Source organism: Undibacterium sp. 5I1 (assembly GCF_034314085.1).
In the GTDB taxonomy this organism is placed as follows: domain Bacteria; phylum Pseudomonadota; class Gammaproteobacteria; order Burkholderiales; family Burkholderiaceae_D; genus Undibacterium.
Map to the genome: position 1 here is coordinate 1 of NZ_JAVIWI010000001.1, position 24,344 is coordinate 24,344.

Sequence of the window (24,344 nt, forward strand, 5' to 3'; positions counted from 1 at the left end):
TTTGCTATAGTTCGGCTCCCGTCGAGAGGCGGGGAAATAGAGGTAGAAAGACAGTGAAACACGAGAAGTGAGTACGGTAGTTTGAAGGCAGAGAATTGAACAAGATCAGGTAGAAGAAACCGGATGGGATTTAAAAAGAAGCTTCAAAATAGGTATTGACGGAAAGCGGTAAGTGGTTCATAATCTTGCTTCTTTGCTGCTGACAAACAAAACGCTTTGTCAGAAAGTAGAGAGAAAAGAGTGGTTGATTCGCAAGAATCCTAGTCTTTTTAAAGCGACACAGAATACAGATCTTTAACAATTAACAGTCAATAAATGTGGGCACTTGATAGAAGGCACCGTGATTTAATTTATTAGATCATGATACTTAAAAAATATCAAATGTTCGCAAAAGTAATAAATAGGATATCTCGCAAGAGATAGCCTGTCAGTTATTTGAGTGAGCGACACTGTTCGAAAGAACAGAGTTCAGCAATGAACAAAAACAGAGATTAAACTGAAGAGTTTGATCCTGGCTCAGATTGAACGCTGGCGGCATGCCTTACACATGCAAGTCGAACGGTAACGCGGGGCAACCTGGCGACGAGTGGCGAACGGGTGAGTAATATATCGGAACATACCCTAGAGTGGGGGATAACGTAGCGAAAGTTACGCTAATACCGCATACGAACTCAGGTTGAAAGTGGGGGATCGCAAGACCTCATGCTCATGGAGTGGCCGATATCTGATTAGCTAGTTGGTAGGGTAAAAGCCTACCAAGGCGACGATCAGTAGCTGGTCTGAGAGGACGACCAGCCACACTGGAACTGAGACACGGTCCAGACTCCTACGGGAGGCAGCAGTGGGGAATTTTGGACAATGGGCGCAAGCCTGATCCAGCAATGCCGCGTGAGTGAAGAAGGCCTTCGGGTTGTAAAGCTCTTTTGTCAGGGAAGAAACGGTAGTTCCTAATACGGACTACTAATGACGGTACCTGAAGAATAAGCACCGGCTAACTACGTGCCAGCAGCCGCGGTAATACGTAGGGTGCAAGCGTTAATCGGAATTACTGGGCGTAAAGCGTGCGCAGGCGGTTATATAAGTCAGATGTGAAATCCCCGGGCTCAACCTGGGAACTGCATTTGAGACTGTATGGCTAGAGTGTGTCAGAGGGGGGTAGAATTCCACGTGTAGCAGTGAAATGCGTAGATATGTGGAGGAATACCGATGGCGAAGGCAGCCCCCTGGGATAACACTGACGCTCATGCACGAAAGCGTGGGGAGCAAACAGGATTAGATACCCTGGTAGTCCACGCCCTAAACGATGTCTACTAGTTGTCGGGACTTAATTGTCTTGGTAACGCAGCTAACGCGTGAAGTAGACCGCCTGGGGAGTACGGTCGCAAGATTAAAACTCAAAGGAATTGACGGGGACCCGCACAAGCGGTGGATGATGTGGATTAATTCGATGCAACGCGAAAAACCTTACCTACCCTTGACATGGAAGGAATCCCGAAGAGATTTGGGAGTGCTCGAAAGAGAACCTTTACACAGGTGCTGCATGGCTGTCGTCAGCTCGTGTCGTGAGATGTTGGGTTAAGTCCCGCAACGAGCGCAACCCTTGTCATTAGTTGCTACGAAAGGGCACTCTAATGAGACTGCCGGTGACAAACCGGAGGAAGGTGGGGATGACGTCAAGTCCTCATGGCCCTTATGGGTAGGGCTTCACACGTCATACAATGGTACATACAGAGGGCCGCCAACCCGCGAGGGGGAGCTAATCCCAGAAAGTGTATCGTAGTCCGGATTGTAGTCTGCAACTCGACTACATGAAGTTGGAATCGCTAGTAATCGCGGATCAGCATGTCGCGGTGAATACGTTCCCGGGTCTTGTACACACCGCCCGTCACACCATGGGAGCGGGTTCTGCCAGAAGTAGTTAGCTTAACCGCAAGGAGGGCGATTACCACGGCAGGGTTCGTGACTGGGGTGAAGTCGTAACAAGGTAGCCGTATCGGAAGGTGCGGCTGGATCACCTCCTTTCTAGAGTTGTGCTGAAAGTTAAGTGTCCACACTTATTGACTGTTACTGTAAAGAACAAGGTAAGTTGCCAGGAAACTGGCGACAAGCTGTATAACTCACTCACGTGAGAATCGAGCAAGCACCTGGGTCTGTAGCTCAGTTGGTTAGAGCACCGTGTTGATAACGCGGGGGTCGTTGGTTCGAGCCCAACCAGACCCACCAAACTGGTGGAGCAGGTTGCAGGCAAGTGAGTGCAGGAAGACATCCAAGTTTCGGGGGTTTAGCTCATCTGGTAGAGCACCTGCTTTGCAAGCAGGGGGTGAACGGTTCGATCCCGTTAACCTCCACCAAGATTGAAACATTGAAGCAAAGTACAAACCTAAGTCAAGCAGCGCGCTCAACAGCGATAGCGGCAAGCGATTTAGGTTTGATCTTTCAACAGAGATTAAGCAAGACAGTATTACCGTTCTTTAACAATTGAGAAGAAGTAAAGTAGAAATAATCAAAATTATTTCTGTAAAGAGAAGTTAGCAACGACAGTTGTTAATGGAAATTATGGAAGGGTTGTGATTGTATCGAACAAACATAGTATTACAAAGAGTTTGAAAAGCACTGCTGCAAAGCAGAGTTTTAGAAAAAATCAAATTCCTTGAGATACGGCAAACGCTAAAGAAATACTCATAAGTAATAAGAACTATAACCGGTTTTTAGTGATGAACCTGGGTTCAGTAATGAACACAGACACTAGAAGCTAACGTTATAGGGACAAGTGACTAAGTGCACATGGTGGATGCCTTGGCGATATCAGGCGATGAAGGACGTAGTAGCTTGCGATAAGCTGCGGGGAGCGAGCAAACACGCTTTGATCCGCAGATTTCCGAATGGGGAAACCCGGCCGTAAGGTCATTGCAACATGAATACATAGTGTTGCAAAGCGAACGTGGCGAACTGAAACATCTAAGTAGCTACAGGAAAAGAAATCAACCGAGATTCCCAAAGTAGTGGCGAGCGAAATGGGAACAGCCGCAAGTGATAGCAGACTTGATAGTAGAACGGAATGGAAAGTCCGGCCATAGAGGGTGATAGCCCCTTATACGAAATCATATCTGTGGTACTAGGCTTGCAACAAGTAGGGCGGGACACGAGAAATCCTGTCTGAACATGGGGGGACCATCCTCCAAGGCTAAATACTCGATATCGACCGATAGTGAACCAGTACCGTGAGGGAAAGGCGAAAAGAACCCCGGAAGGGGAGTGAAATAGATCCTGAAACCGTGTGCATACAAACAGTAGGAGCGGACTTGTTCCGTGACTGCGTACCTTTTGTATAATGGGTCAGCGACTTACATTCAGTGGCAAGGTTAACCGCATAGGGAAGCCGTAGAGAAATCGAGTCCGAATAGGGCGAAATTAGTCGCTGGGTGTAGACCCGAAACCAAGTGATCTACTCATGGCCAGGTTGAAGGTGCGGTAACACGCACTGGAGGACCGAACCCACTAATGTTGAAAAATTAGGGGATGAGCTGTGGGTAGGGGTGAAAGGCTAAACAAACTTGGAAATAGCTGGTTCTCTCCGAAAACTATTTAGGTAGTGCCTCAAGTATCACCATCGGGGGTAGAGCACTGTTATGGCTAGGGGGTCATCGCGACTTACCAACCCATTGCAAACTCCGAATACCGATGAGTGCGAGCTTGGGAGACAGACGTCGGGTGCTAACGTCCGGCGTCAAGAGGGAAACAACCCAGACCGCCAGCTAAGGTCCCAAAGTATCGCTAAGTGGAAAACGAAGTGGGAAGGCTAAAACAGTCAGGAGGTTGGCTTAGAAGCAGCCACCCTTTAAAGAAAGCGTAATAGCTCACTGATCGAGTCGTCCTGCGCGGAAGATGTAACGGGGCTAAGCGATACACCGAAGCTGCGGATATATCTTAGGATATATGGTAGGAGAGCGTTCTGTAAGCCTGCGAAGGTGTCTTGTAAAGGATGCTGGAGGTATCAGAAGTGCGAATGCTGACATGAGTAGCGATAATGGGGGTGAAAAGCCTCCACGCCGTAAGCCCAAGGTTTCCTGTTCAACGTTCATCGGAGCAGGGTGAGTCGGCCCCTAAGGCGAGGCAGAGATGCGTAGCTGATGGGAAGCAGGTTAATATTCCTGCACCGTCGTATGATGCGATGGGGGGACGGATCACAGAAGGTCGTCAGGCGGTTGGAAGAGCCTGTTCTTGACTTGTAGAAGGCACTTAGGCAAATCCGGGTGCGTAATTCAAGGGGTTGAGACGAGTGAATTAATTCATGAAGCGATCGGAAGTGGTTCCAAGAAAAGCCTCTAAGCTTCAGTCATACGAGACCGTACCGCAAACCGACACAGGTGGGCGAGATGAGTATTCTAAGGCGCTTGAGAGAACTCGGGAGAAGGAACTCGGCAAATTGGTACCGTAACTTCGGGATAAGGTACGCCCTTGTAGTTTGACCCCCCTGCGGGGGAAGGATGAAAGGGTTGCAATAAACTGGTGGCTGCGACTGTTTAATAAAAACACAGCACTCTGCAAACACGAAAGTGGACGTATAGGGTGTGACGCCTGCCCGGTGCTGGAAGATTAAATGATGGGGTGCAAGCTCTTGATTGAAGTCCCAGTAAACGGCGGCCGTAACTATAACGGTCCTAAGGTAGCGAAATTCCTTGTCGGGTAAGTTCCGACCTGCACGAATGGCGTAACGATGGCCACACTGTCTCCTCCCGAGACTCAGCGAAGTTGAAATGTTTGTGATGATGCAATCTACCCGCGGCTAGACGGAAAGACCCCATGAACCTTTACTGTAGCTTTGCATTGGACTTTGAACCAATCTGTGTAGGATAGGTGGGAGGCTTTGAAGCGGGGACGCCAGTTCTCGTGGAGCCAACCTTGAAATACCACCCTGGTTTGTTTGAGGTTCTAACCTTGGCCCGTTATCCGGGTCGGGGACAGTGCATGGTAGGCAGTTTGACTGGGGCGGTCTCCTCCCAAAGTGTAACGGAGGAGTTCGAAGGTACGCTAGTTACGGTCGGACATCGTGACGATAGTGCAATGGCATAAGCGTGCTTAACTGCGAGACTGACAAGTCGAGCAGGTACGAAAGTAGGACATAGTGATCCGGTGGTTCTGTATGGAAGGGCCATCGCTCAACGGATAAAAGGTACTCTGGGGATAACAGGCTGATTCCTCCCAAGAGTTCATATCGACGGGGGAGTTTGGCACCTCGATGTCGGCTCATCACATCCTGGGGCTGTAGCCGGTCCCAAGGGTATGGCTGTTCGCCATTTAAAGTGGTACGTGAGCTGGGTTTAAAACGTCGTGAGACAGTTTGGTCCCTATCTGCCGTGGGCGTTGGAAGTTTGAAGGGGGCTGCTCCTAGTACGAGAGGACCGGAGTGGACGAACCTCTGGTGTATCGGTTGTCACGCCAGTGGCATTGCCGAGTAGCTATGTTCGGAAGAGATAACCGCTGAAAGCATCTAAGCGGGAAACTCGCCTTAAGATGAGACTTCCCAGAGACTAGATCTCTTTAAAGGGTCGTTCGAGACCAGGACGTTGATAGGCTGGGTGTGGAAGTGCAGTAATGCATTAAGCTAACCAGTACTAATTGCCCGTAAGGCTTGTCCCTATAACCTTAGCAGGTTATCTGTTACAAGTATTTGTGAAGTGTTTGCCTGAACCTTACGTCAGTAAGTTGTTCGACAACAGTCACAACCACCACAGCATGCCATGGTCTGGCGTGCTGTGAAAAAAACATTGATTAGTGCGATTCAACCCGTACACTCTACTGCGCTTCTTCCCAATTGGATTTGTTGACCCTCACAGAATAGCGTGACTTAACAGATCAACAAGTTATGCCTGATGACCATAGCAAGTCGGTACCACCCCTTCCCATCCCGAACAGGACCGTGAAACGACTCCGCGCCAATGATAGTGCTGCAACCAGTGTGAAAGTAGGTCATCGTCAGGCTTTTATTCCGCAAAGCCCTTAACTCCATCCGAGTTAAGGGCTTTTGCCTTTTTAGAATTTTGCCTTTTTTTGTCTTTGCTTTCGCCTTCGTCTTTTTAGACGATTCAAACAATACCCCTTCCTTATCACATGACACCGCACTGGCTACGCTGCCGCTGTACCTATCTCTCATTCTTCCTTCTCGGTAAACTCCCCAACCATTTCACCGCCGCTCTCGTATTGGCCTTGAGTGTGTAATCTAATGACGCTACCTGTTCTTGTAGCGCTTCTTTAAACATACTGGATGCATCCGCCGGCAGTAGTTTTGCCAGTTAAATTCTAGATTCGTCGGTAAGTTTCAAGTGATAAGCGGTTGCTGTAGGAAATTATTTATATGTAGAATAGTATTCAATCAAAATGTTAATACGAAATATTATGTTTATTGCAAATATAAAATATAGAGTAGGATTTTCGTTAGTCGAAGTATTAATCGCTGTTTTCGTGCTTGTACTAGGCGTCATCGGTGCGGCAGGATTGCAACTCGCAGCGATACGTACTTCACAACAGACGAATTTCCAGACAAATGCAGTACAACTTGCGAATGAATTAGCCGATAAAATGCGTTCAAATTCCGCCCAGATGGATTTGCCTGACGCTTCTAATTTATTCTTGAACATGAACTACAATTCCGCCACAGACCCAGCTCCCACAAAACCCGTTCTTTGCTATACGAGTAGCGCTAATTGTAGTGGTGCGAATTTGGCAGCAGCTGATATTTATGAGTGGCAAATGCGCCTTAATGCAGCTTTACCGAGCGGACGGGTCGTTGTTTGTCGCGATTCTGCACCATTTGATAGTACCGCCGGTGCTTTAACCTGGACATGTACTCCCGATGCTAACGCAGGCCTTACTATCAAAATAGGTTGGAGAACTAAAAACCCTGATGGTAGTTTTAATGATACCGCTGGAGTTACTCCCCCAGGTTTTGCCCTCACTGTTGAATCTTACGTGAAGTAAATTATGCCTATTGCTTTTTGTCAATTTCGCTCCCCCTTAAGAGCATCTATACGACAAGATGGGCTAACTATTGTCGAATTAATGATTTCGCTTACCCTTGGTCTTCTAGTGATATTGGGTTCTACCGCACTGGTCGTTTCAACTAAAACTTTATTTATTACGCAAACCGATGGAAATGATACGCAAGATACCGCTCGTTTTGCGCTCGACAATATTGCACGTCAGTTACGTCAAACTGGTTACGTGAATTATGACTTTTCTAATCCTAGCAACGTTCAAGTAACCCCATCAACGGCAAGTGCTGATTTGGCCGGAATGGATGCTAATAGTGTTAGTGCTACAAGTACTGATATTTCTACTCCTTTAAATACCTCAGTGAACTCAAGCGATGTACTGGCAATACGGTTTTTTGGATCCGGTACGGGTGCCAGTGGTGATGGCACAATGTCAAATTGCGCTGGTTTTTCTGTCCCAGCACCGATGTCGGCTAGTAAAGCAGATACTGATAGAGGTTGGAGTATTTATTATGTATCGTTGGATGCGAATAATGAACCTCAATTGATGTGTAAATATTTGGGAAGTAATGGAAGTTGGTCTGCTCAAGCACTAGTTAAAGGTGTTGAGTCCTTTCAAGTTCTTTATGGGCTTGATACCAATACTCCATCAGACGGATTGTCGAATCAATATTTAACAGCATCGGGTATCAATGCTTTAGATGCCAATCTGACTTTGACTGGTACTACAGCCGCACAGAAGCAACAAAGTTTATATTTGCAAACCTATTGGAAGAGGGTTTTAGTCGTGAAAATTGCTATTTTGGTAAGAGGTAAGGAAAATTCTCGCACTGATACAACCAGTACTATCTACAATTTATTTGGAGCAGATTATACCACTGTGAATGGCGCTAACGATCCCGGAACTACCATTAATGAGCAGAGCTTGCCAGCATCCACCATTAATAGAGTAAGGAAAGTATTTTCTTCTACTATACAACTTCGTAATAATTGCCTGGTCGATCCAGCCAGAAATATCTGTCTCCCACCAAATATTTAACAGTATTAGGAAGCAAACGAAGTTAAAGAAGATCATCTAAGTAATTTTAGCAGTACGAGATAGAGATCATTATGACGATGGTTAAAGTGAAATTCGCACTCTTTTAAATGCAATGGGAACGTATGTTTTGCAATGCCATTTAATTTTGCCAGAAGACGTTTAGCAAAGCTCCAGAATGATTCAGTATCATTGACATGGTTACTGCCTGAGACGAATTCATTATTGTCATGATTTGATTGACCCTAAAATGCTTATCAAAGCCCAAATGAACCAAGCTATCGGCAGCGAAAAACTACTTAAATTCCCAGCGCTTCTCGATCGAAATCATAGATCACCTTGAACAGTTGAATACTTCGTCTACTGCTAAACTGATCGTGCATAAAATCCATCTACCGAACCTGATTGATCGACTCTGGTACCGTTAGCTTAGCTGGCTTCTTACGCACCATCAGCTTCTTTGGCTTGATTCGGAGATGAAGTTCCAACTCCCGATAAATTCGATACACACGCATATGGTTTTAAGGCGTCTCTTTCACGTTGCGAAGATACGGTTAGAACAGACCAAAGCCACAATTCTGATTATAATCTTGGCATCAGCCAAACATCCATGCCGCCGAACTTTGCGCGCAATTTGTAAAACGTCGCACTGCTGACCCAGTGCTCACTAAATAAATCCGGCACGGGCTTACCGACCTCAGATTACTTCAATGAGCCATGAACTGACTATCTATAAATCGTCATCTTTTCATTAAAGTACCACCTCAATTCATTTCAAGAAAATTCTATTTCTGTAGAGGTTCTTGCAAAACGAAACACCGGAGAGTAATTTTATTGCGAGAAGCGCAAAATAGATGAGAAAGGAGCGGCCATTTCTGGCAAGATGAAAGTGACTAAACAACCATCTGCGCTCCGCTATGAATCCTACACAACGCCTGCTGATAATGCAACGCTGGAATTTACTGCAACACGATTTGCTACCGGAGATAAAACAGCAATGCGGGTCACTGACGCCGAAGCTGGAAAAATTGATTCATGTACTAGACTGGGTGCGCATCGAAGAATTTGTGTCGGACCAATGGCAAGGGATAGGACGCAAACCGCATGACCGTGGTGCATTGGCCAGCGCCTTCATCGCCAAAGCTGTGTTGGGGCTCAATACAACAGCGGCCTTAATAGAACGATTGACGATGGATCGCAGTTTAAAACGGCTGTGCGGCTTTGAGATGTGGAAAGAAGTTCCGAATGAAGCCACTTTTTCGCGCGCCTTTGGCGAATTTGCCCAAGCCAAATTAGCGGAGAAAGTGCACGAAGCGCTGATCAAGAGTTATTTAGGCGACAGCCTCATTGGACACATCAGCCGTGACGGCACGGCGATTGCGGCGCGCGAGAAGCCGAAGAAACACATGAAAGTTGTTTCCGTAGAAAAGGCCCAAAAGCAGCGCCGTGGACGGCCAAAGAAAGGCGAGATAAGGCCGCCAAAGGAAGAGAAAGTGACCAAGATAGGCTGGCAGTTGACGCAAACTTTACCGAGCATCGTCAATGCTTTACCCAAAGAGTGTGACCGCGGCACTAAATGCAATGCGCAAGGTTATAAAGTGAGTTGGAACGGCTACAAGCTGCATATCGACACCGCTGACTGCGGCGTTGCCATCAGTGCGCTATTGACCAGCGCCTCGGTGCACGATAGTCAAACGGCGGTGCCGTTAGCAACGATGACGGCCGCACGAGTAACGAATTTGTACGATTTGATGGATGCAGCGTATTGCAGTGAAGAGTTAAGGGCACACAGCAAAAGTCTTGGCCACGTGCCATTAATTGATCACAACGCACGCGGCGGGGAGAAGAAACCGTTCGCCCCGCATGAACAACAGCGTTATAAAGAACGCACGCAAGCTGAACGTACCAATGGCAGGCTGAAAGACGAATTTGGTGGCACGACAGTACGGGTGCGTGGTAGCGAAAAAGTGATGTCGCATTTGATGTTTGGTTTATTGGTATTGACCGCAGATCAGTTGATGCGTTTATTTACGTAACAGCTTTGCTTTTAAAGAGTCGAAAAAAACAACGTTTCCCAACGTTCATAGGGGCAGTGATGGTCACATAGGGATTGACACGCCATAAAACGATAATCCGGCACAAATTCATGTCACATGTGCCGCTTCAAACAAGAAAACCAATCGCAACAGTGGCCACACCCATGCTCGACTTTACTGGTTTGGGTATTTTGCAAGAAGCTCTGTAGATTACTGTTTTGTGCGGGAGTTGCCTTGCATAAAAAGATATGGGAAATTATCAGGCGAAGCCGACGCAGTGATTTTATGAAACCAATTTTGTGTCAAAGCGACATTTGATTATGAAAAAATCAGATAATAGGGGTTAATTTTGATAACTATCTCCAGCCAAACATCATTTGTTCTGCAAGTATTTTTTTCGCTGGCTGGACAATATCTAATAGCCCCAAACCCAAGCCAAATATGGATTGTGTGAGTGCGCCATCTGGTGCGCTGGCAAATATTCTTGCCATGCTATCGGTTAGCCGTATGGTGGTATTACGGTCAGTTTGTCGTTGTTTTAAGAAAAACTGCAATTGTTCGCCGACTTGCTGAGCAGCAGTCGGCTGACTGGATTCATCTTGCAGTGGTATCTCCGCCAGCGTGCTTGCCAGGATTTTGGCGTCGCGCAAACCAAGATTTAAACCTTGTCCTGCAACTGGGTGCAGAGTTTGTGCCGCGTTGCCAATGGTGACGATTCGCTTAGTTGCTTGTGCCTGCGCATTCAAGCCTAAGGGGTAGGAGTGGCGTGGCGATGCGGTCAAAATCTGGCCCAGTCGCTGACCAAATGCTTGCTGTAGAGCAGCTTTAAACGCGTTATCGTCCAAGCCCAAAAGCTGCTCTGCGCTTGGGGGGCGAACACACCACACCAGCGCATAACCATCCTCTTGCGGCAGCAGCGCTAACGGGCCTTGTTCGGTAAAGCGTTCAAACGCGCGCTGTGCAACCGACTGGCTGACCGTGATGTGAGAAATGATTGCCGTTTGCTGATAGTCGACACTGCGCACTTTTTGCATCTGATTACCAAAGGTGCCACCTTCTGCCTGCACCACGATGGTCGCGGTAATCTTTTCACCATTCTGTAAAGTCAGCGTGACCGCATCGTCGCTTTCTTCTAACGCTGCCACTGTTGCCGGACGTTTGATCTGTATGCCACGCTGTTCTGTTGCCTGTTGTAAAGGCGCAATGATATCGCCGTAACGAGCGACATATCCTAGCGCCGGAATGGAGTAATCCTTGCAGTCAATCAAGCTACGGCCAAAATGTCCGCGGCGCGATACGTGTATCTGCCGGATGCTGGTCGCCTTGATCGGCCATGCACCTGCATTTGTGAGAATTTGCTGACTGCCATAGGACAGCGCGATTGAGCGCGCGTCTTGTTCGGCTTGCGCACTGGTTTTGGCATCCAGCAAAAGGATGCGATCAGCGGCAATCCCCTGCTTGCAAAGCAACAGGGCTAAGCATTGTCCAACCGGACCTGCGCCGCAGATGGCGATATGGAAATCAGTAAGTTTCATCGTTTCATGACACTTTCGATTTCCGCCACGGTTTTTGGCGTGTCGCGGCTCAGATTGAGATGACCTTCTGGTGTGATCAGGATGTCGTCTTCGATACGGATACCAATATTCCAAAATTCTTCGGGAACGCCTTCTGCCGGACGTACATAGATCCCGGGTTCTATGGTGATGACCATGCCAGGTTCCAACTGACGATAAGGCCTTTCATCACCTACTTTGTCTGCTTCACGATAGGAGCCTACATCATGTACATCGAGTCCTAGCCAGTGCCCTGTGCCATGCATATAAAACTGGCGGAATGCTAGGTTATTGATGGCATCTTCAACATTGCCAAGCTTATTTTTATCCAGCAAACCGGTATCGAGCATACCTTGCGTTAATACTTTTACAGCGGCGTTGTGACCGTCCATATAGCGCGATCCCGGACGGGCACAGTCCAGTGCTGCCTGCTGGGATGCGAGGACGATTTCATACAAGGTTTTTTGTGCTGAACTGAATTTGCCATTGGCAGGAAAGGTGCGTGTGATATCGGAGGCGTAGCTATCAAATTCACAGCCAGCATCAATCAAAATCAAATCACCGTCTTTAATTAATGCATTGTTACTGCTGTAGTGCAAGACACACGCGTTGGCACCAGTTGCAACGATAGACCCGTAAGCCGGTGCTTGCGACCCTTGGCGGCGAAATTCATGATGTAGCTCCGCTTCAAGCTCATATTCATAACGACCTGCACCTGCGATCTGCATGGCTCTTGTGTGAGCAACGCCAGATATATTGGCCGCTTTTTGCATCAAAGCTACTTCAGATGCATCTTTACGCAATCGCATTTCATCCAGCAAGACGCGCACGTCGATTGTAGTGTCTGGCGCGCTGATGCCGCTACGAGATTTTGCACGTACCGCTTCTATCCAGTTATGCAGGCGTGAGTCGAGTTGAGTGTCGTTGCCCGTGCTGTAAAAAAGTGTAGGGACATCCGCTAGCAGATGCGGCATTTCTGTATCTAGCGCATCTATCGCAAAGCTTGCGTCAAAACCAAAATGCGCTTTGGCAGCAGCGGAACCGAATCGATAGCCATCCCAGATTTCGCGTTCCAGATTTTTTTCGCGGCAGAATAAGATACTGCGTTGCTCATGGCCGTTGGCGATGAGGACGATGAGCGCTTCTGGCTCTGTAAATCCTGATAGATAATAAAAATAACTATCGTGCCGGAACGGGAAAAAATTATCGCTGTTACGCACCCTCTCATAAGCAGTCGGGATGATCGCAATACCGCCACCACGTGCTTGCATTTGTGCAAGCAGTTGCTGGCGACGACGCAGATAAGATGGCATGCTCATACGGATATCCTTATGATTTTTTTACTGTGTTAGCCGTAGTGAAGGGCTCATTTAGCTGGGCTAGTTGCTCTGGCGTACCTACATTGTGCCAGTCGCCACGATACAGCTCACCACCGAGCTGACCACGATCAGCAATCTCGCGCAGTAAGGGACCGAGTTTGGCGTAACTGCCTGGTTCTATATCAGCAAAAATTTCTGGGCGGTACACACCGATATTACCGAAGGTCATGCGCGGCGATCCATCTGTACTGTCGTTGACCAAGCCCATCAAGTTCATTGCAAAATCACCATCGGGATGGAAGGACGGATTTTTTACCATATATAACCAGGCTAAATCGCGTTTATCTAACGGATGCGGATTACCCCACATATCATTGTCTTCCAGCGTATTTTTACATTCTTCAAAATTGAAATGAGGGATGTAAATATCGGACGATATGACGATAAACGGTTCATCCCCGTTCTCGGTCAACAAGGGCAGGGCTTTTGCAATCCCGCCCGCGGTTTCCAGCGCAGTTGCTTCTGCCGAATAACGGATATGCGCCCCAAATTTGCTGCCATCACCCAGCGCATCAACGATCATCTGACCAAGATGTGCATGGTTAATGACGATATCGGTGATGCCGGCTTTAACCAGATTCAAAATATGCCAGACGATCAGTGGACGACCGCGCACTTTCAGTAAAGGCTTTGGGCAAGTATCCGTGAGTGGTCGCATACGCTCGCCGCGACCTGCTGCTAATAACATGGCTTTCATTGGGGGTGTGTTCAATCTGATTAAAACGTGTAGCCGATTTGCGGTGCCGTATCTTCCAGTACATCCAACAAGCGCAATAAGGGGATCAGGATGTTGTAACGCTGCGCAGTTTTGCGCACATATGTCATTACCAGTGGCATATCTTGCAGATAGGCGTCTTTGCCGTCGCGATGAGCAAGACGGGCAAAAATACCGAGAATCTTTAAATGCCGTTGTAAGCCCATAAATTCAAAATCACGATAAAAGTTATCGACGTCAGGACTAACGGGCAGTCCGGCAGCACGGGCTTTTTCCCAATAACGGATGGCCCAGTCGATTACCATTTCTTCATCCCATTGCACATAAGCGTCGCGCAACAAAGAGACTAGATCGTAAGTTAATGGACCATACAAGGCGCCCTGAAAATCCAGAATGCCGGGATTACTTTTATCCAGCACCATTAAGTTGCGAGAATGGTAATCGCGGTGTACATACACTTGTGGCTGCGCCACAATATTGGCGAGCAAGGCTTCGAATACATTATTCAGGCTGGTACTTTGCTCTGTAGTTAATGTTAAGCCCAGATGTTTGCCGATATACCATTCGGGGAAAATCATCAGTTCGCGCAGTAAAAATTCTCTGTCGTATTCTGGCAATACATCCGCCTGACTTTGTGCTTGCATCAGAATCAAACTATCGATCGCATCCAGATAAAGTTTGTGAGCGGTATCGTTATTCAGCGCATTAAAATAGGTTGTCGTACCTAAATCAGTTAACAGCAAAAAACCTTGTTCAACATCTTGCGCAAGAATATCCGGGATAGATAAATTTATTTTTGTAAATAATTCTGCAATCTTGATGAATGGACGTACATCTTCTGCTGGTTGTGGTGCATCCATCACGATATAAGTTTTACCATCCTCACCGTCAATACGGAAATAACGACGAAAACTGGCATCTGCTGAGGCCGCACGCAAGCTCGCCACTTTTAAACTTGGACTAACAATACTTGTAAGCCAGGTATGAATAGCGGACATGCGCAGATCTTCTGTAACTGAGTTGGACGAAACGGGTAGGGACATAGATCGATTCTCTTGGGTAGCGAGTTAATTTCGGATAAGTTATTTGTAAATTAATTAATATTTATATGCTGATTTGGTATGGAGATAAGTTACGAGTCGCAAGAACGAATAGTTTTGGTGGCAATCCGTGAGGATATTTCCCCTATAATAGGCGCTTGATTTCTGGTTCGAATGTCAAAAAAGCTAAAAATGACTTTTAAATGATTTCTAAACCAGCTATACACCCTATAAAACGCCCGATAAGTCCTCTACTGAAATCATATTACATGCGCCGGAAAACTGTATTATCTCACCCGCAGCCCTTGTTTCCCACTATCTTGGCGATAGCCATATCAGCGTTATTTCCGGTTCCGGTTTTTGCCCAGGTGGCACCATTTAATCCCGTGAATTCGGCTATTTCAGCCAAACCAGTAGAAGTTGTCATCAAAGGTGATAAAGACCAACCAACTGTTATACAAGCTGAACAAATGTCTGGACGTCCTGAGCGCTACGCCAATTTTGATAATGATGTAGAAGTGACGAAGGCCGACACAAAGGTTAACGCTAATAAAGCGACTTACACTAATCTTGAGGATGAAATTAAAGCATTTGGTGATATTCGTATGTCACGTTCTGGAAATAACTACCTTGGCGACTCGATGCGTCTACAAATGGATTCTGGTGTCGGATTCATTCTTAATCCAATTTATAAATTAGTACGAAATAATGCACAAGGTAGAGCAGAACGCGTTGATTTTGAAAGCGATGAGCAATCCACAATCGTTAATGGTACTTACACCACATGTGATAGTAATGACCCCGATTGGTATCTGGAGTCAAAGTCGCTTTATTTAGACACTGAATTAGATCGCGGTGTCGCCGGTAAAACTATAGTTTATTTTAAAGGTGTGCCAATTCTTGCGACACCGTTTTTGACTTTTCCTTTATCCGGTGCGAGGCATTCAGGATTTTTACCGCCAATTTTTGGTGGCTCGTCTCGCGGCGGTCCTGAGTTAGCACTACCTTATTATGTCAACATCGCGCCAAACCGTGATTTGACGCTTTATCCAAAATTAATTGAACGGCGTGGTTTCCAGCTTGGTTTGGAAGCACGCTATATGGGTGACACCTACTCAGGAAATACAACAGTTGAGGGTTTAATTGACGATAAGCAGACAAATACAAATCGTTATGCTATCTCATCAATACACCAGCAAAGTTTATTGCCTCAGTTAGTTTTAGGATGGAACCTGAATGCGGCATCGGACGACAATTATCCGAGTGATTTTTCGAGCTCCATTACGAAAACTGCCCAGCGATTATTGCTAAGAGATGTCAATACAACTTATTTTGGATGGTTAGGTTCTGCAACATTACGCGCATCGAATTATCAAGTTTTACAAGATCCGACGGCACCAATCGCTAGGCCGTATGATCGCTTGCCACAATTAGAACTTCATGCTGAGCGGCATGATGTTTTAGGCTTTGACTGGTCGGTCGATACGATACTTACGCGCTTTTGGCATCCTACGTTAGTACGTGGTGACCGCGCAGTTTTTAATCCTCAGATTTCATATCCTATTGTACAGCCTGGGTACTTTGTTATTCCTAAGTTATCTCTTAATGCAACCAATTATCATCTGGTTAACCCAGATGTAGGGCAGGACAGTGATTTCCACCGAATTGTCCCGACCTTTTCGCTTGATAGTGGTTTAGTTTTTGAACGTCCCTCCACGTTATTTGGTAAAGCAGTTACGCAAACTTTAGAGCCACGGGTTTTTTACGTAAATACACCTTATCGTGACCAAAGTTTATTTCCAAATTTTGATAGCGGCATTGCAGATTTTAATTTCGCCCAGATTTTTAGTGAAAATCGTTTTACTGGTCTGGATAGGATAGGCGATTCTAATCAAATCACTGCAGCTCTAATATCTCGCTATATAGAAAGTGATGGCGAAGAGCGTTTGAAGTTGGCGATTGGACAGCGTTTTTACTTTAACACGCAAAAAGTGACCTTAGACAATACAACCGTTCCTCAGAGTCGCTCAGATTTATTGTTAAGTGCATCTGGAAAATTTTCTGACCAACTAAGCGCGGATAGTGCCTTACAGGTAAGCCAGTCAGACCGTCATGCAGTACGCTCCAATTATGGTGTGCGCTGGCAGCCAGCACCACAAACCGTTTTTAATGCCGAATATCGTTATCAACTAGATACCTTAAAGCAAGTTGATCTCTCGACACAGTTGCCTATCAATAAACGCTGGTTTGTTGTCGCGAGAAGTAACTACTCTTTACCAGACAAAAAACTGGTAGATGGTCTGGCGGGTTTTGAATATAAAGATCCTTGTAATTGCTGGTCATTCAGGATGGTAGCGCAACGTTTTTCTACGACTTCTGAAATAAGTAACACCTCCTTTTTTATTCAACTAGAGTTGAACGGTCTGTCAAAAATCGGATCAAACCCACTTGACGCCTTGAAAAAGAATATTTCGGGTTATCAGCCGATAAAGTAGCGTATATTTCAGCTTTTGCTAAAAAATTAGCGATGGAGATTGCGGAGCTTCTATTCCCTTTCTTCCATGGTTAATATGAATTTGGATCACTATGCGACATAACTTGCACATGAAACAACGTAATATCCTCTCACTCTTGGCTACCTCTGCTTTTTTGTTGGCGGGTTCTCCTACGTCGGCGCAGACGAAAATCAGCCCAACGATTTCTCCCATTCTTCCCGTGCTGCCTTCTAAGTCAGTGGGTAACGCATTTAATGCTAATGAAAAAGGGCAGTTGGTTAATAAAATTATTGTAGTGGTTAATGACGATGTCATTACCAGCCAAGAATTGAATGATCGTTTGAAGGCAGTAGAGAAGCGGCTCTCAGCGCAAGGTACAGCCTTGCCAAGCAGAGCTGATCTGCAAAAGCAATTACTAGAGCGGATGATTGTTGATCGCGCTCAACTACAACTGGCCAAAGAAAACGGTATGCGTGTCGATGACATCATGCTGGATCGCTCTATGCAACGTCTTGCAGAGCAAAACAAAATGTCTCTGCAAGAGTTTCGTAATCAGGTTGAGCGCGAAGGCACGCCGTATGTACGTTTCCGCGAAGAAGTGCGCGACGACATCATGATGCAGCGTATTCGTGACCGCGAAGTTGATAGCAAGATTCAGGTCTCAGAATCTGAAGTAGATAACTATATCGCGCAAGAGGCTGCACCAGGTAAGGTCGCGCAAGAATTGAATCTGTCGCACATTTTAGTAGTTATTCCAGAGAATGCATCTGCGGAGCAAATTGCGCAACGCAAAGCCCGTGCAGAAGAAGTCTTGAAAAAAATAAAAGCAGGCGAAGATTTTGCCAAACTGGCGGTCACTTATTCTGACGCCAGCGAAGGTATCAAAGGCGGTGACATCGGTTGGCGTGAGCAAGATCGTTTGCCGCAATTATTTTTGGATTCAATCAATAAGATCAAGGTAGGCGAAGTTACTGAAATTATTCGCAGCTCTAACGGCTTCCATATTTTAAAGTTGACGGGCAAACGTGATGTCGGCAAGAGTAAAGCGGATAGCACTGTCGTTCAACAGACGCATGTACGTCATATTTTGATCAAGCCAAGTCAAATCGTGACAACAGCGGAAGCACGTCGTAAATTGGTTGAATTAAAACAACGTCTGGATAATAAGGCGGCTACATTTGAAGAATTAGCAAAGTCCTTCTCTAACGATGGCTCTGCTGCTAAAGGTGGTGATCTGGGTTGGATTTATCCCGGTGATACCGTACCTGAATTTGAACAAGCGATGAATAAATTGGCGATTGGCGAGGTGAGTGAGCCAGTCGAAACACAATTCGGTTTGCATCTGATTCAGGTAACTGAACGCAAATCAGACGACGTTTCTAAAGAGCGTCAACGTTTGCTTGCTCGCCAGGCCGTGCGTGAGCGCAAGTCGGACGAGGCTTTGCAAGACTGGCTGCGTCAGTTACGTGACCGCGCTTATGTTGAGTTCCGTCTGGACGATAATTAATGACAAAAATTGCCATCACAGTAGGTGAACCGGCGGGCATTGGCCCAGAAGTTTCTTTATTGGCAGCATGGCAATTACGGTCAGAAATTCGTCCTGTCCTGATTGGTGACGCTGCTTATTTATCCATGCTGGCAGGAGAAATTGATCCTGCTATGCAGTTGATGGGCGTGTCATTAGAGGCTCTTCGTTACACTGGTTTGCCAGCCTGCGGCGTAAATCAAATTACCGTAATTGATTGTCCTCTAGCAGCTCATGTAATAGCTGGACAATTAGATCCTCGTAATGGCCGTTCGGTATTGCATACGCTGGATGTTGCTATAGAAAGCGTGCAGCAAGCCTGGTGCGATGCGATCGTTACAGCACCCCTACAAAAAAGTACGATCAATGATGCCGGTGTTGCTTTTAGCGGACACACCGAATATTTCGCTGAAAAAACAAATACTGCGCAAGTTGTCATGATGTTGGCATGTGAAGCATCCGATCATTTGCCACACGCTTTGCGAGTCGCTTTGGCGACCACGCACCTTGCATTAAAAGATGTGCCTGCCGCGATTACTTTTGATCATTTACTTAAAACGCTGCAGATTATTCATCAAGACTTACAAGTCAAATTTGGTTTACAACAACCGCGTATTTTCGTTACTGGCTTAAATCCCCACGCCGGTGAAAACGGTTATCTTGGGCGTGAAGAGATTGACATCATCACTCCTGTGATTTTACATGCACAGGGTTTAGGGATGGATGTGCGTGGCCCATATCCAGCAGACACGCTATTCCAGCAAAAATATTTGCAGGAGGCTGATTGCGTGCTGGCGATGTACCACGATCAAGGTTTGCCTGTACTAAAGCACGCTAGTTTTGGTTTAGGGGTAAATATCACTTTAGGTTTGCCGCTGATACGAACCTCAGTCGACCATGGCACTGCACTTGACTTAGCCGCGCAAGGCGTAGGTAAAGCAGATGTCGGCAGTATGCTGGTAGCGGTACGAGTCGCAGCTGGTATGGTGAAGGCGCAATCTCAGCACTAGCTTGTCAGAAGTATTAAGCGTCAATAAAAAACTTAGACAACGAGAGCATTTCGCTGGCAGTCATTGATGATCGCTGACGATCATAGCTTCTATCTTACTTGTCACACATGTTCTACAATCGTGAAATTCAGAATACCCAAAAATCATGAAACACATACCTCGTAAACGCTTCGGCCAAAACTTTTTGACTGATCAATTGGTGCTCAGTCACATCACCAGTGCCATCAATCCTCAGCCTGATCAAACTATGGTTGAGATCGGCCCAGGTTTGGCTGCTATGACTAAACTCTTGTTAGAAGGATTAAGTCAACTGCATGTAGTTGAGCTGGATCGTGATTTGGTAGCGCGTCTGAAAAAGAATTTTGATCCTGCTAAATTGATCGTGCATGAAGGGGATGCTTTACGGTTTGATTTTTCGACGATCCCATTGCCGCCGGATAAAAAGCTCCGTGTCGTTGGCAACCTGCCTTACAACATTTCTAGCCCTTTATTATTTCATCTGGCCGAGATTGCACATCTGGTTGAAGATCAGCATTTTATGCTGCAAAAAGAGGTTGTGGAACGTATGGTTGCAGAACCCGGTGGCAAAGCATATGGTCGCTTGTCCGTCATGCTGCAATGGCGCTATCACATGGATTTATTGTTTATCGTACCGCCGACAGCGTTTGACCCACCACCTAAAGTAGAGTCTGCGATTGTCCGTATGATCCCGAAGGCGGAACGTCTAGAATGCGATATTCATAAATTGGAACAAGTAGTGACTAAGGCATTCTCACAACGCCGTAAAGTGGTACGTAATTGTGTCGCCGGAATGTTTACTGAGCAGCAATTGATTGATGTTGGTATCAATCCGCAAATGCGACCAGAAACGATTCCGCTCGAACAGTATGTCGGTTTGGCTAGGTTACTCGTAGAACTGAAGCCCGATGTACCTGCAGATTGATTTGTAATTAATAGGGCTTACGCAAAACCAGCCCTATAAATAAGCTTAGTTGCTTTAGCCGAGCAATACCGTTTGCCTGGATACTGATTTTTCTTATCTCTATCGATTTTCCTCCGATTGCAAATATGAACATTACTACTACGCCAGAATGGCAAACCTTGCTAGCGCATCAAGCTCGTTTAGAACACGTGCATTTGCGCGATTTGTTTGCTGCTGACCCACAACGTTTTCAACATTTTTCTCAGGAGCTGGATGGCTTGCTGGTAGATTATTCCAAGCAAAGGATAGATGCCGAAACATTGCAAAGTCTGGTTGCCTTAGCCAGATTATCGAAGGTAGAGGACTGGCGTGACCGCATGTTTTCGGGTGAGAAAATCAATATCAGCGAAGACCGCGCTGTACTTCATACTGCTTTGAGGCACTCGGCTTTTACACCGTTCCCAAATCCAGAAGCCGACGTGATGCCTTTGGTACGCGCTGTGCGCAGACAAATGCGCGATATCGTCGAGCGGGTGCGCAGCGGATTATGGCGGGGCTTTAAAGGTGATGCGATTCAAAATGTGGTGAATATCGGGATTGGTGGTTCTGACCTCGGCCCTAAACTGGCGACGCGCGCATTGTCGGCAATGCAGCATCCTGGCCTGAGTTTTTATTATGTTTCTAATTTAGACAGCGCCCATCTCGCACCTTTGTTGGAGACCTTAGACCCGCGTACGACCTTGTTTATTGTCGCCTCCAAGACGTTTACCACGCAAGAGACCAGTATTAACGCCAACACTGCACGTACCTGGCTGATGGCCGCGGCGATGGAGGAATGGGCGGTCGCTAAGCATTTTATTGCTGTTACTTCCAGCCCCGATAAAGCGCATGAGTTTGGTATTCCTGATGCCAATATTTTACAAATCTGGGACTGGGTTGGCGGGCGATACTCTTTGTGGTCGGCGGTAGGTTTATCAGTTGCACTCGCAATCGGGATGAATGGCTTTGAGCGCTTGCTAGATGGTGCCGAGGCGATGGACAAGCATTTTTGTAAAACGCCGCTAGAGCATAATTTGCCGGTTTTGCTGGCGTTGATCTCCGTGTGGAACACGAATTTTCTTGGTGCTGAAACGACCGCAATCTTGCCGTATAACGAGTCCTTGCGTCACTTGCCCGCTTTCTTGCAGCAATTAGAAATGGAATCGAATGGCAAAACGGTAGGACGTGACGGTGAGCCTTTGACTTGTCGCGCCAATCCGATTGTGTGGGGCGAAATTGGCGTCAATGGCCAACATGCTTTTTTCCAGCTTTTGCATCAGGGCGGCTGGTTGATTCCATGTGATTTCGTGGTGGCTGCTTCCAGTGATTATCCTTTGCCAGGGCATCAGGCGCCATTATTAGCCAACTGTCTGGCGCAAAGTGCTGCTTTGGCTTTCGGCAAAACTGAAGAACAAGCACGCATAGAATTGTCTGCCGCAGGTTTGAGTGAGAGCAAGATCGCCGCGCTATTGCCGCATAAAGTATTTGCAGGCAATCAGCCATCCACGAGTATTCTCATCCCTAGCCTTGATCCTTATCAGCTCGGCATGTTGCTCGCTTTGTATGAGCATAAGGTGTTTGTCCAAGGCGTGATCTGGGGCATTAACTCTTTCGATCAGTGGGGCGTTGAGTTGGGTAAGCAGCTTGCCAATCGCTTATTGCCAGCAATTAAAGGCGATCAGGCCTACGACGTTCAACTGGACACTTCGACCACAGGTTTAATCGCTTATTTCCGTCGGCATGGGCATGTATAAGGAAAATCAACGGTTTTAATTTTGATAGGACTTACGCAAAACTACCCTAACTGCGTTGCAGCTCCTAGCTGTACCGAGACAAATCAAAGGTTTTATTTCGGATCATGTAATGGAGATAAGCTTTAACAAAAGTTGACACAAATTGACCGTCGGGTTGAAGCAAACTGAATATAATTGATTCAAGGCAATAAATTAATTGACTTGCAGAGATATAAATCACAACACTACACAATTGGCGGATCTATCATGTTGACAGGAATTATCAGTGTTCTCACTTTCGCCCTCATTGTTGGTGTGATTGGCTTGATTAAAGTAATGAACAAGATTGCAGAGCAATCTGACCAGCCACAATAAAAAAAGCTGTCTCTAATCTCAACAGATCACAGACAGCTTTTTTATTTAAACCTTCACTTGATTTGATCTGGTTCGTCCAGACTACAATTCCCTTCGTTTTTAACTGCCAAAGAGTCTTACAGACTGGTCGCTTGTTCGGCAGTTTTCCGCTCTATCAATTCTATTTTGTAGCCGTCAGGATCTTGTACAAAAGCGATAACGGTCTTGCCGCCTTTCACTGAACCTGCTTCACGCGTTACGTTGCCGCCTCTGGCTTTTACTGCATCACATGCCTTGTACGCATCTGGCACTGCGATCGCGATATGTCCATACGCGCTACCCAAATCGTATTTTTCGACGCCATAGTTGTAGGTCAACTCTAGTTCTGCGTGATCAGGGTTATTGCCATAGCCGACAAAGGCGAGGGTATATTTGTACTCGGGGTTATCCGATGTCCTGAGCAATTTCATACCCAACACTTCAGTATAAAAATCAATCGAGCTTTGTAAATTACCGACGCGTAACATGGTGTGTAATAGACGCATAATAAAATTCCTTTAAATATACTGGATATGAGTATGATAATTGAAGCACAGATTGTCCATAGAATGATTGGACGATCTTCTAAAAACTATAGATACTCCCCTTAAAATACGGGGAGGTCGTGTGCTGCATGCTGTTTTAATGCATGCTTAGCATGTTCAAATTCTGGGAACACCGATTGTACTGTCGCCCAAAAGCGGGGGCTGTGATTCATCTCTCGCAAATGCGAGAGTTCATGCGCGATCACATAGTCAATCACCGTCAGAGAGAAATGAATCAGCCGCCAGTTCAGACGAATTTTACCTTGCGAGGTACAAGAGCCCCAGCGCGTAGTCGCAGCAGACAGTGCCATTGAATGATAACTAACATCCAATTTTTCCGCATAGACAGGCAAGCGCTCTAAAAATACCCGGCGGGCTTCTTGCTGCAACCAAGCCTGTACCCGGTCTTTGAGTTGTTGCTCCCCCGAGTCCGCAGGCAGACAAATTCTCAGCTCGTTACTATCGCTGTCTAAATGAATGCCCAGCGATTGCGTGGCAAGAATTCGCAAAGTCAGTTGCTTGCCCAGATAAGGTAATTGAGCGCCATCTGCCCATACCATTTTAGGTTGAACCTGATGCGTAGCCCGTTCACGGCGCTCGGTAATTTTGGCGACGATCCAGCGCTGCTTCTCGTGAATTGCCTGCTCAATATCGCCAATTGTTACCCAGCGTGGTGCAGTGATTCTCAGTCCCTCGTCATTGATTAAAAAGCCAATGGTACGTCGCTTGGAGCGCAGCAGACTATATTCCAGCCATTGCTCTTGCAGGCGGATCTGACGTTTATTCGGAGATTTTTCTGGCGGCGTGGATGATGTCTTTGGCGGTGCCGGAAGACTGGGTGGCGTTGCTTTTTTCGGCGCCGGATCTTGCATTTTACGGCGGGGCGATTGGAACATCCCGCCGTCGTCAGTCCGGCTATCTGAAAACAAAT

Annotated in this window: 14 protein-coding genes, 2 tRNA genes, 3 rRNA genes and 2 pseudogenes; 13 read left to right on the forward strand and 8 right to left on the reverse strand. The window is 46.5% G+C overall.

Annotation, left to right across the window (positions count from 1 at the left end):
• Positions 1-493 precede the first annotated feature (493 nt).
• The 7 genes from RGU72_RS00005 (at position 494) to RGU72_RS00035 (ending at position 8,031) form a co-directional block, all read left to right on the forward strand.
• A 16S ribosomal RNA gene (locus RGU72_RS00005) occupies positions 494-2,022 on the forward strand.
• A gap of 124 nt (positions 2,023-2,146) precedes the next feature.
• Positions 2,147-2,223, forward strand: a tRNA-Ile gene (locus tag RGU72_RS00010).
• A 52-nt stretch (positions 2,224-2,275) separates the two neighbouring features.
• Positions 2,276-2,351: transfer RNA gene (locus RGU72_RS00015), tRNA-Ala, on the forward strand.
• A gap of 413 nt (positions 2,352-2,764) precedes the next feature.
• Positions 2,765-5,640: ribosomal RNA gene (locus tag RGU72_RS00020) — 23S ribosomal RNA — on the forward strand.
• Between the two features lie 229 nt (positions 5,641-5,869).
• A 5S ribosomal RNA gene (gene rrf / locus RGU72_RS00025) occupies positions 5,870-5,982 on the forward strand.
• Together the 16S, 23S and 5S rRNA genes with 2 tRNA genes alongside form the textbook arrangement of a ribosomal RNA operon.
• A 414-nt stretch (positions 5,983-6,396) precedes the next feature.
• The gene (gene pilV, locus RGU72_RS00030; protein WP_322117781.1) at positions 6,397-6,978 is read left to right on the forward strand and encodes a type IV pilus modification protein PilV; all 582 of its coding nucleotides are present in this window, start codon (positions 6,397-6,399) and stop codon (positions 6,976-6,978) included.
• Between the two features lie 3 nt (positions 6,979-6,981).
• Positions 6,982-8,031 carry a PilW family protein gene (locus RGU72_RS00035; protein WP_322117782.1) on the forward strand — a complete coding sequence of 350 codons (1,050 nt, stop codon included), beginning with the start codon at positions 6,982-6,984 and terminating at the stop codon, positions 8,029-8,031.
• Positions 8,032-8,063: 32 nt separating this feature from the next.
• On the opposite strand, the pseudogene RGU72_RS00040 reads toward RGU72_RS00035, so the two are convergent.
• Positions 8,064-8,311: pseudogene (locus RGU72_RS00040) on the reverse strand (IS1595 family transposase); the annotation flags it as partial.
• A 19-nt stretch (positions 8,312-8,330) separates the two neighbouring features.
• A pseudogene (locus RGU72_RS21345) lies at positions 8,331-8,549 on the reverse strand (IS3 family transposase); the annotation flags it as partial.
• Positions 8,550-8,945: 396 nt separating this feature from the next.
• On the opposite strand from RGU72_RS21345, the gene RGU72_RS00050 reads away from it, so the two are divergent.
• Positions 8,946-10,064 (forward strand): transposase, encoded by a 1,119-nt coding sequence (locus RGU72_RS00050; RefSeq protein ID WP_322117783.1) that lies wholly within the window; start codon positions 8,946-8,948, stop codon positions 10,062-10,064.
• Between the two features lie 356 nt (positions 10,065-10,420).
• Here the strand turns inward: RGU72_RS00050 and RGU72_RS00055 are convergent, their stop codons facing one another.
• The 4 genes from RGU72_RS00055 to RGU72_RS00070 are packed head-to-tail and all read right to left on the reverse strand — an operon-like array spanning position 10,421 to position 14,754.
• On the reverse strand, positions 10,421-11,599 hold the full coding sequence (locus tag RGU72_RS00055) for an FAD-dependent monooxygenase (protein ID WP_322117784.1): 1,179 nt from the start codon (positions 11,597-11,599) through the stop codon (positions 10,421-10,423).
• Positions 11,596-12,930 carry an aminopeptidase P N-terminal domain-containing protein gene (locus RGU72_RS00060; protein WP_416200142.1) on the reverse strand — a complete coding sequence of 445 codons (1,335 nt, stop codon included), beginning with the start codon at positions 12,928-12,930 and terminating at the stop codon, positions 11,596-11,598. The genes RGU72_RS00055 and RGU72_RS00060 overlap by 4 nt, the downstream gene beginning before the upstream one ends.
• A gap of 16 nt (positions 12,931-12,946) precedes the next feature.
• The gene (murU, locus tag RGU72_RS00065) at positions 12,947-13,693 is read right to left on the reverse strand and encodes an N-acetylmuramate alpha-1-phosphate uridylyltransferase MurU (protein WP_322117786.1); all 747 of its coding nucleotides are present in this window, start codon (positions 13,691-13,693) and stop codon (positions 12,947-12,949) included.
• A gap of 20 nt (positions 13,694-13,713) precedes the next feature.
• Positions 13,714-14,754 (reverse strand): aminoglycoside phosphotransferase family protein, encoded by a 1,041-nt coding sequence (locus tag RGU72_RS00070; RefSeq protein WP_322117787.1) that lies wholly within the window; start codon positions 14,752-14,754, stop codon positions 13,714-13,716.
• A gap of 266 nt (positions 14,755-15,020) precedes the next feature.
• Here RGU72_RS00070 and RGU72_RS00075 point away from each other — a divergent pair, with 266 nt between their 5' ends.
• The 5 genes from RGU72_RS00075 (at position 15,021) to pgi (ending at position 22,496) form a co-directional block, all read left to right on the forward strand.
• Complete coding sequence (locus RGU72_RS00075; protein WP_322117788.1) at positions 15,021-17,246, forward strand: LPS-assembly protein LptD; 2,226 nt, start codon at positions 15,021-15,023, stop codon at positions 17,244-17,246.
• Between the two features lie 91 nt (positions 17,247-17,337).
• Complete coding sequence (locus tag RGU72_RS00080) at positions 17,338-18,753, forward strand: peptidylprolyl isomerase (protein WP_322117789.1); 1,416 nt, start codon at positions 17,338-17,340, stop codon at positions 18,751-18,753.
• Positions 18,753-19,781 carry a 4-hydroxythreonine-4-phosphate dehydrogenase PdxA gene (pdxA, locus tag RGU72_RS00085; protein WP_322117790.1) on the forward strand — a complete coding sequence of 343 codons (1,029 nt, stop codon included), beginning with the start codon at positions 18,753-18,755 and terminating at the stop codon, positions 19,779-19,781. Before RGU72_RS00080 ends, pdxA begins: the two co-directional genes overlap by 1 nt.
• 145 nt (positions 19,782-19,926) lie before the next feature.
• On the forward strand, positions 19,927-20,724 hold the full coding sequence (gene rsmA, locus RGU72_RS00090) for a 16S rRNA (adenine(1518)-N(6)/adenine(1519)-N(6))-dimethyltransferase RsmA (protein ID WP_322117791.1): 798 nt from the start codon (positions 19,927-19,929) through the stop codon (positions 20,722-20,724).
• Positions 20,725-20,849: 125 nt separating this feature from the next.
• On the forward strand, positions 20,850-22,496 hold the full coding sequence (gene pgi, locus RGU72_RS00095; RefSeq protein ID WP_322117792.1) for a glucose-6-phosphate isomerase: 1,647 nt from the start codon (positions 20,850-20,852) through the stop codon (positions 22,494-22,496).
• 470 nt (positions 22,497-22,966) lie between these two features.
• Here pgi and gloA read toward each other — a convergent pair whose 3' ends face one another.
• On the reverse strand, positions 22,967-23,374 hold the full coding sequence (gloA, locus tag RGU72_RS00100) for a lactoylglutathione lyase (protein ID WP_322117793.1): 408 nt from the start codon (positions 23,372-23,374) through the stop codon (positions 22,967-22,969).
• Positions 23,375-23,475: 101 nt separating this feature from the next.
• Positions 23,476-24,309, reverse strand: coding sequence for a M48 family metallopeptidase (locus tag RGU72_RS00105; protein ID WP_416200143.1), 834 nt, complete (start codon positions 24,307-24,309; stop codon positions 23,476-23,478).
• Between the last annotated feature and the right edge of the window lie 35 nt (positions 24,310-24,344).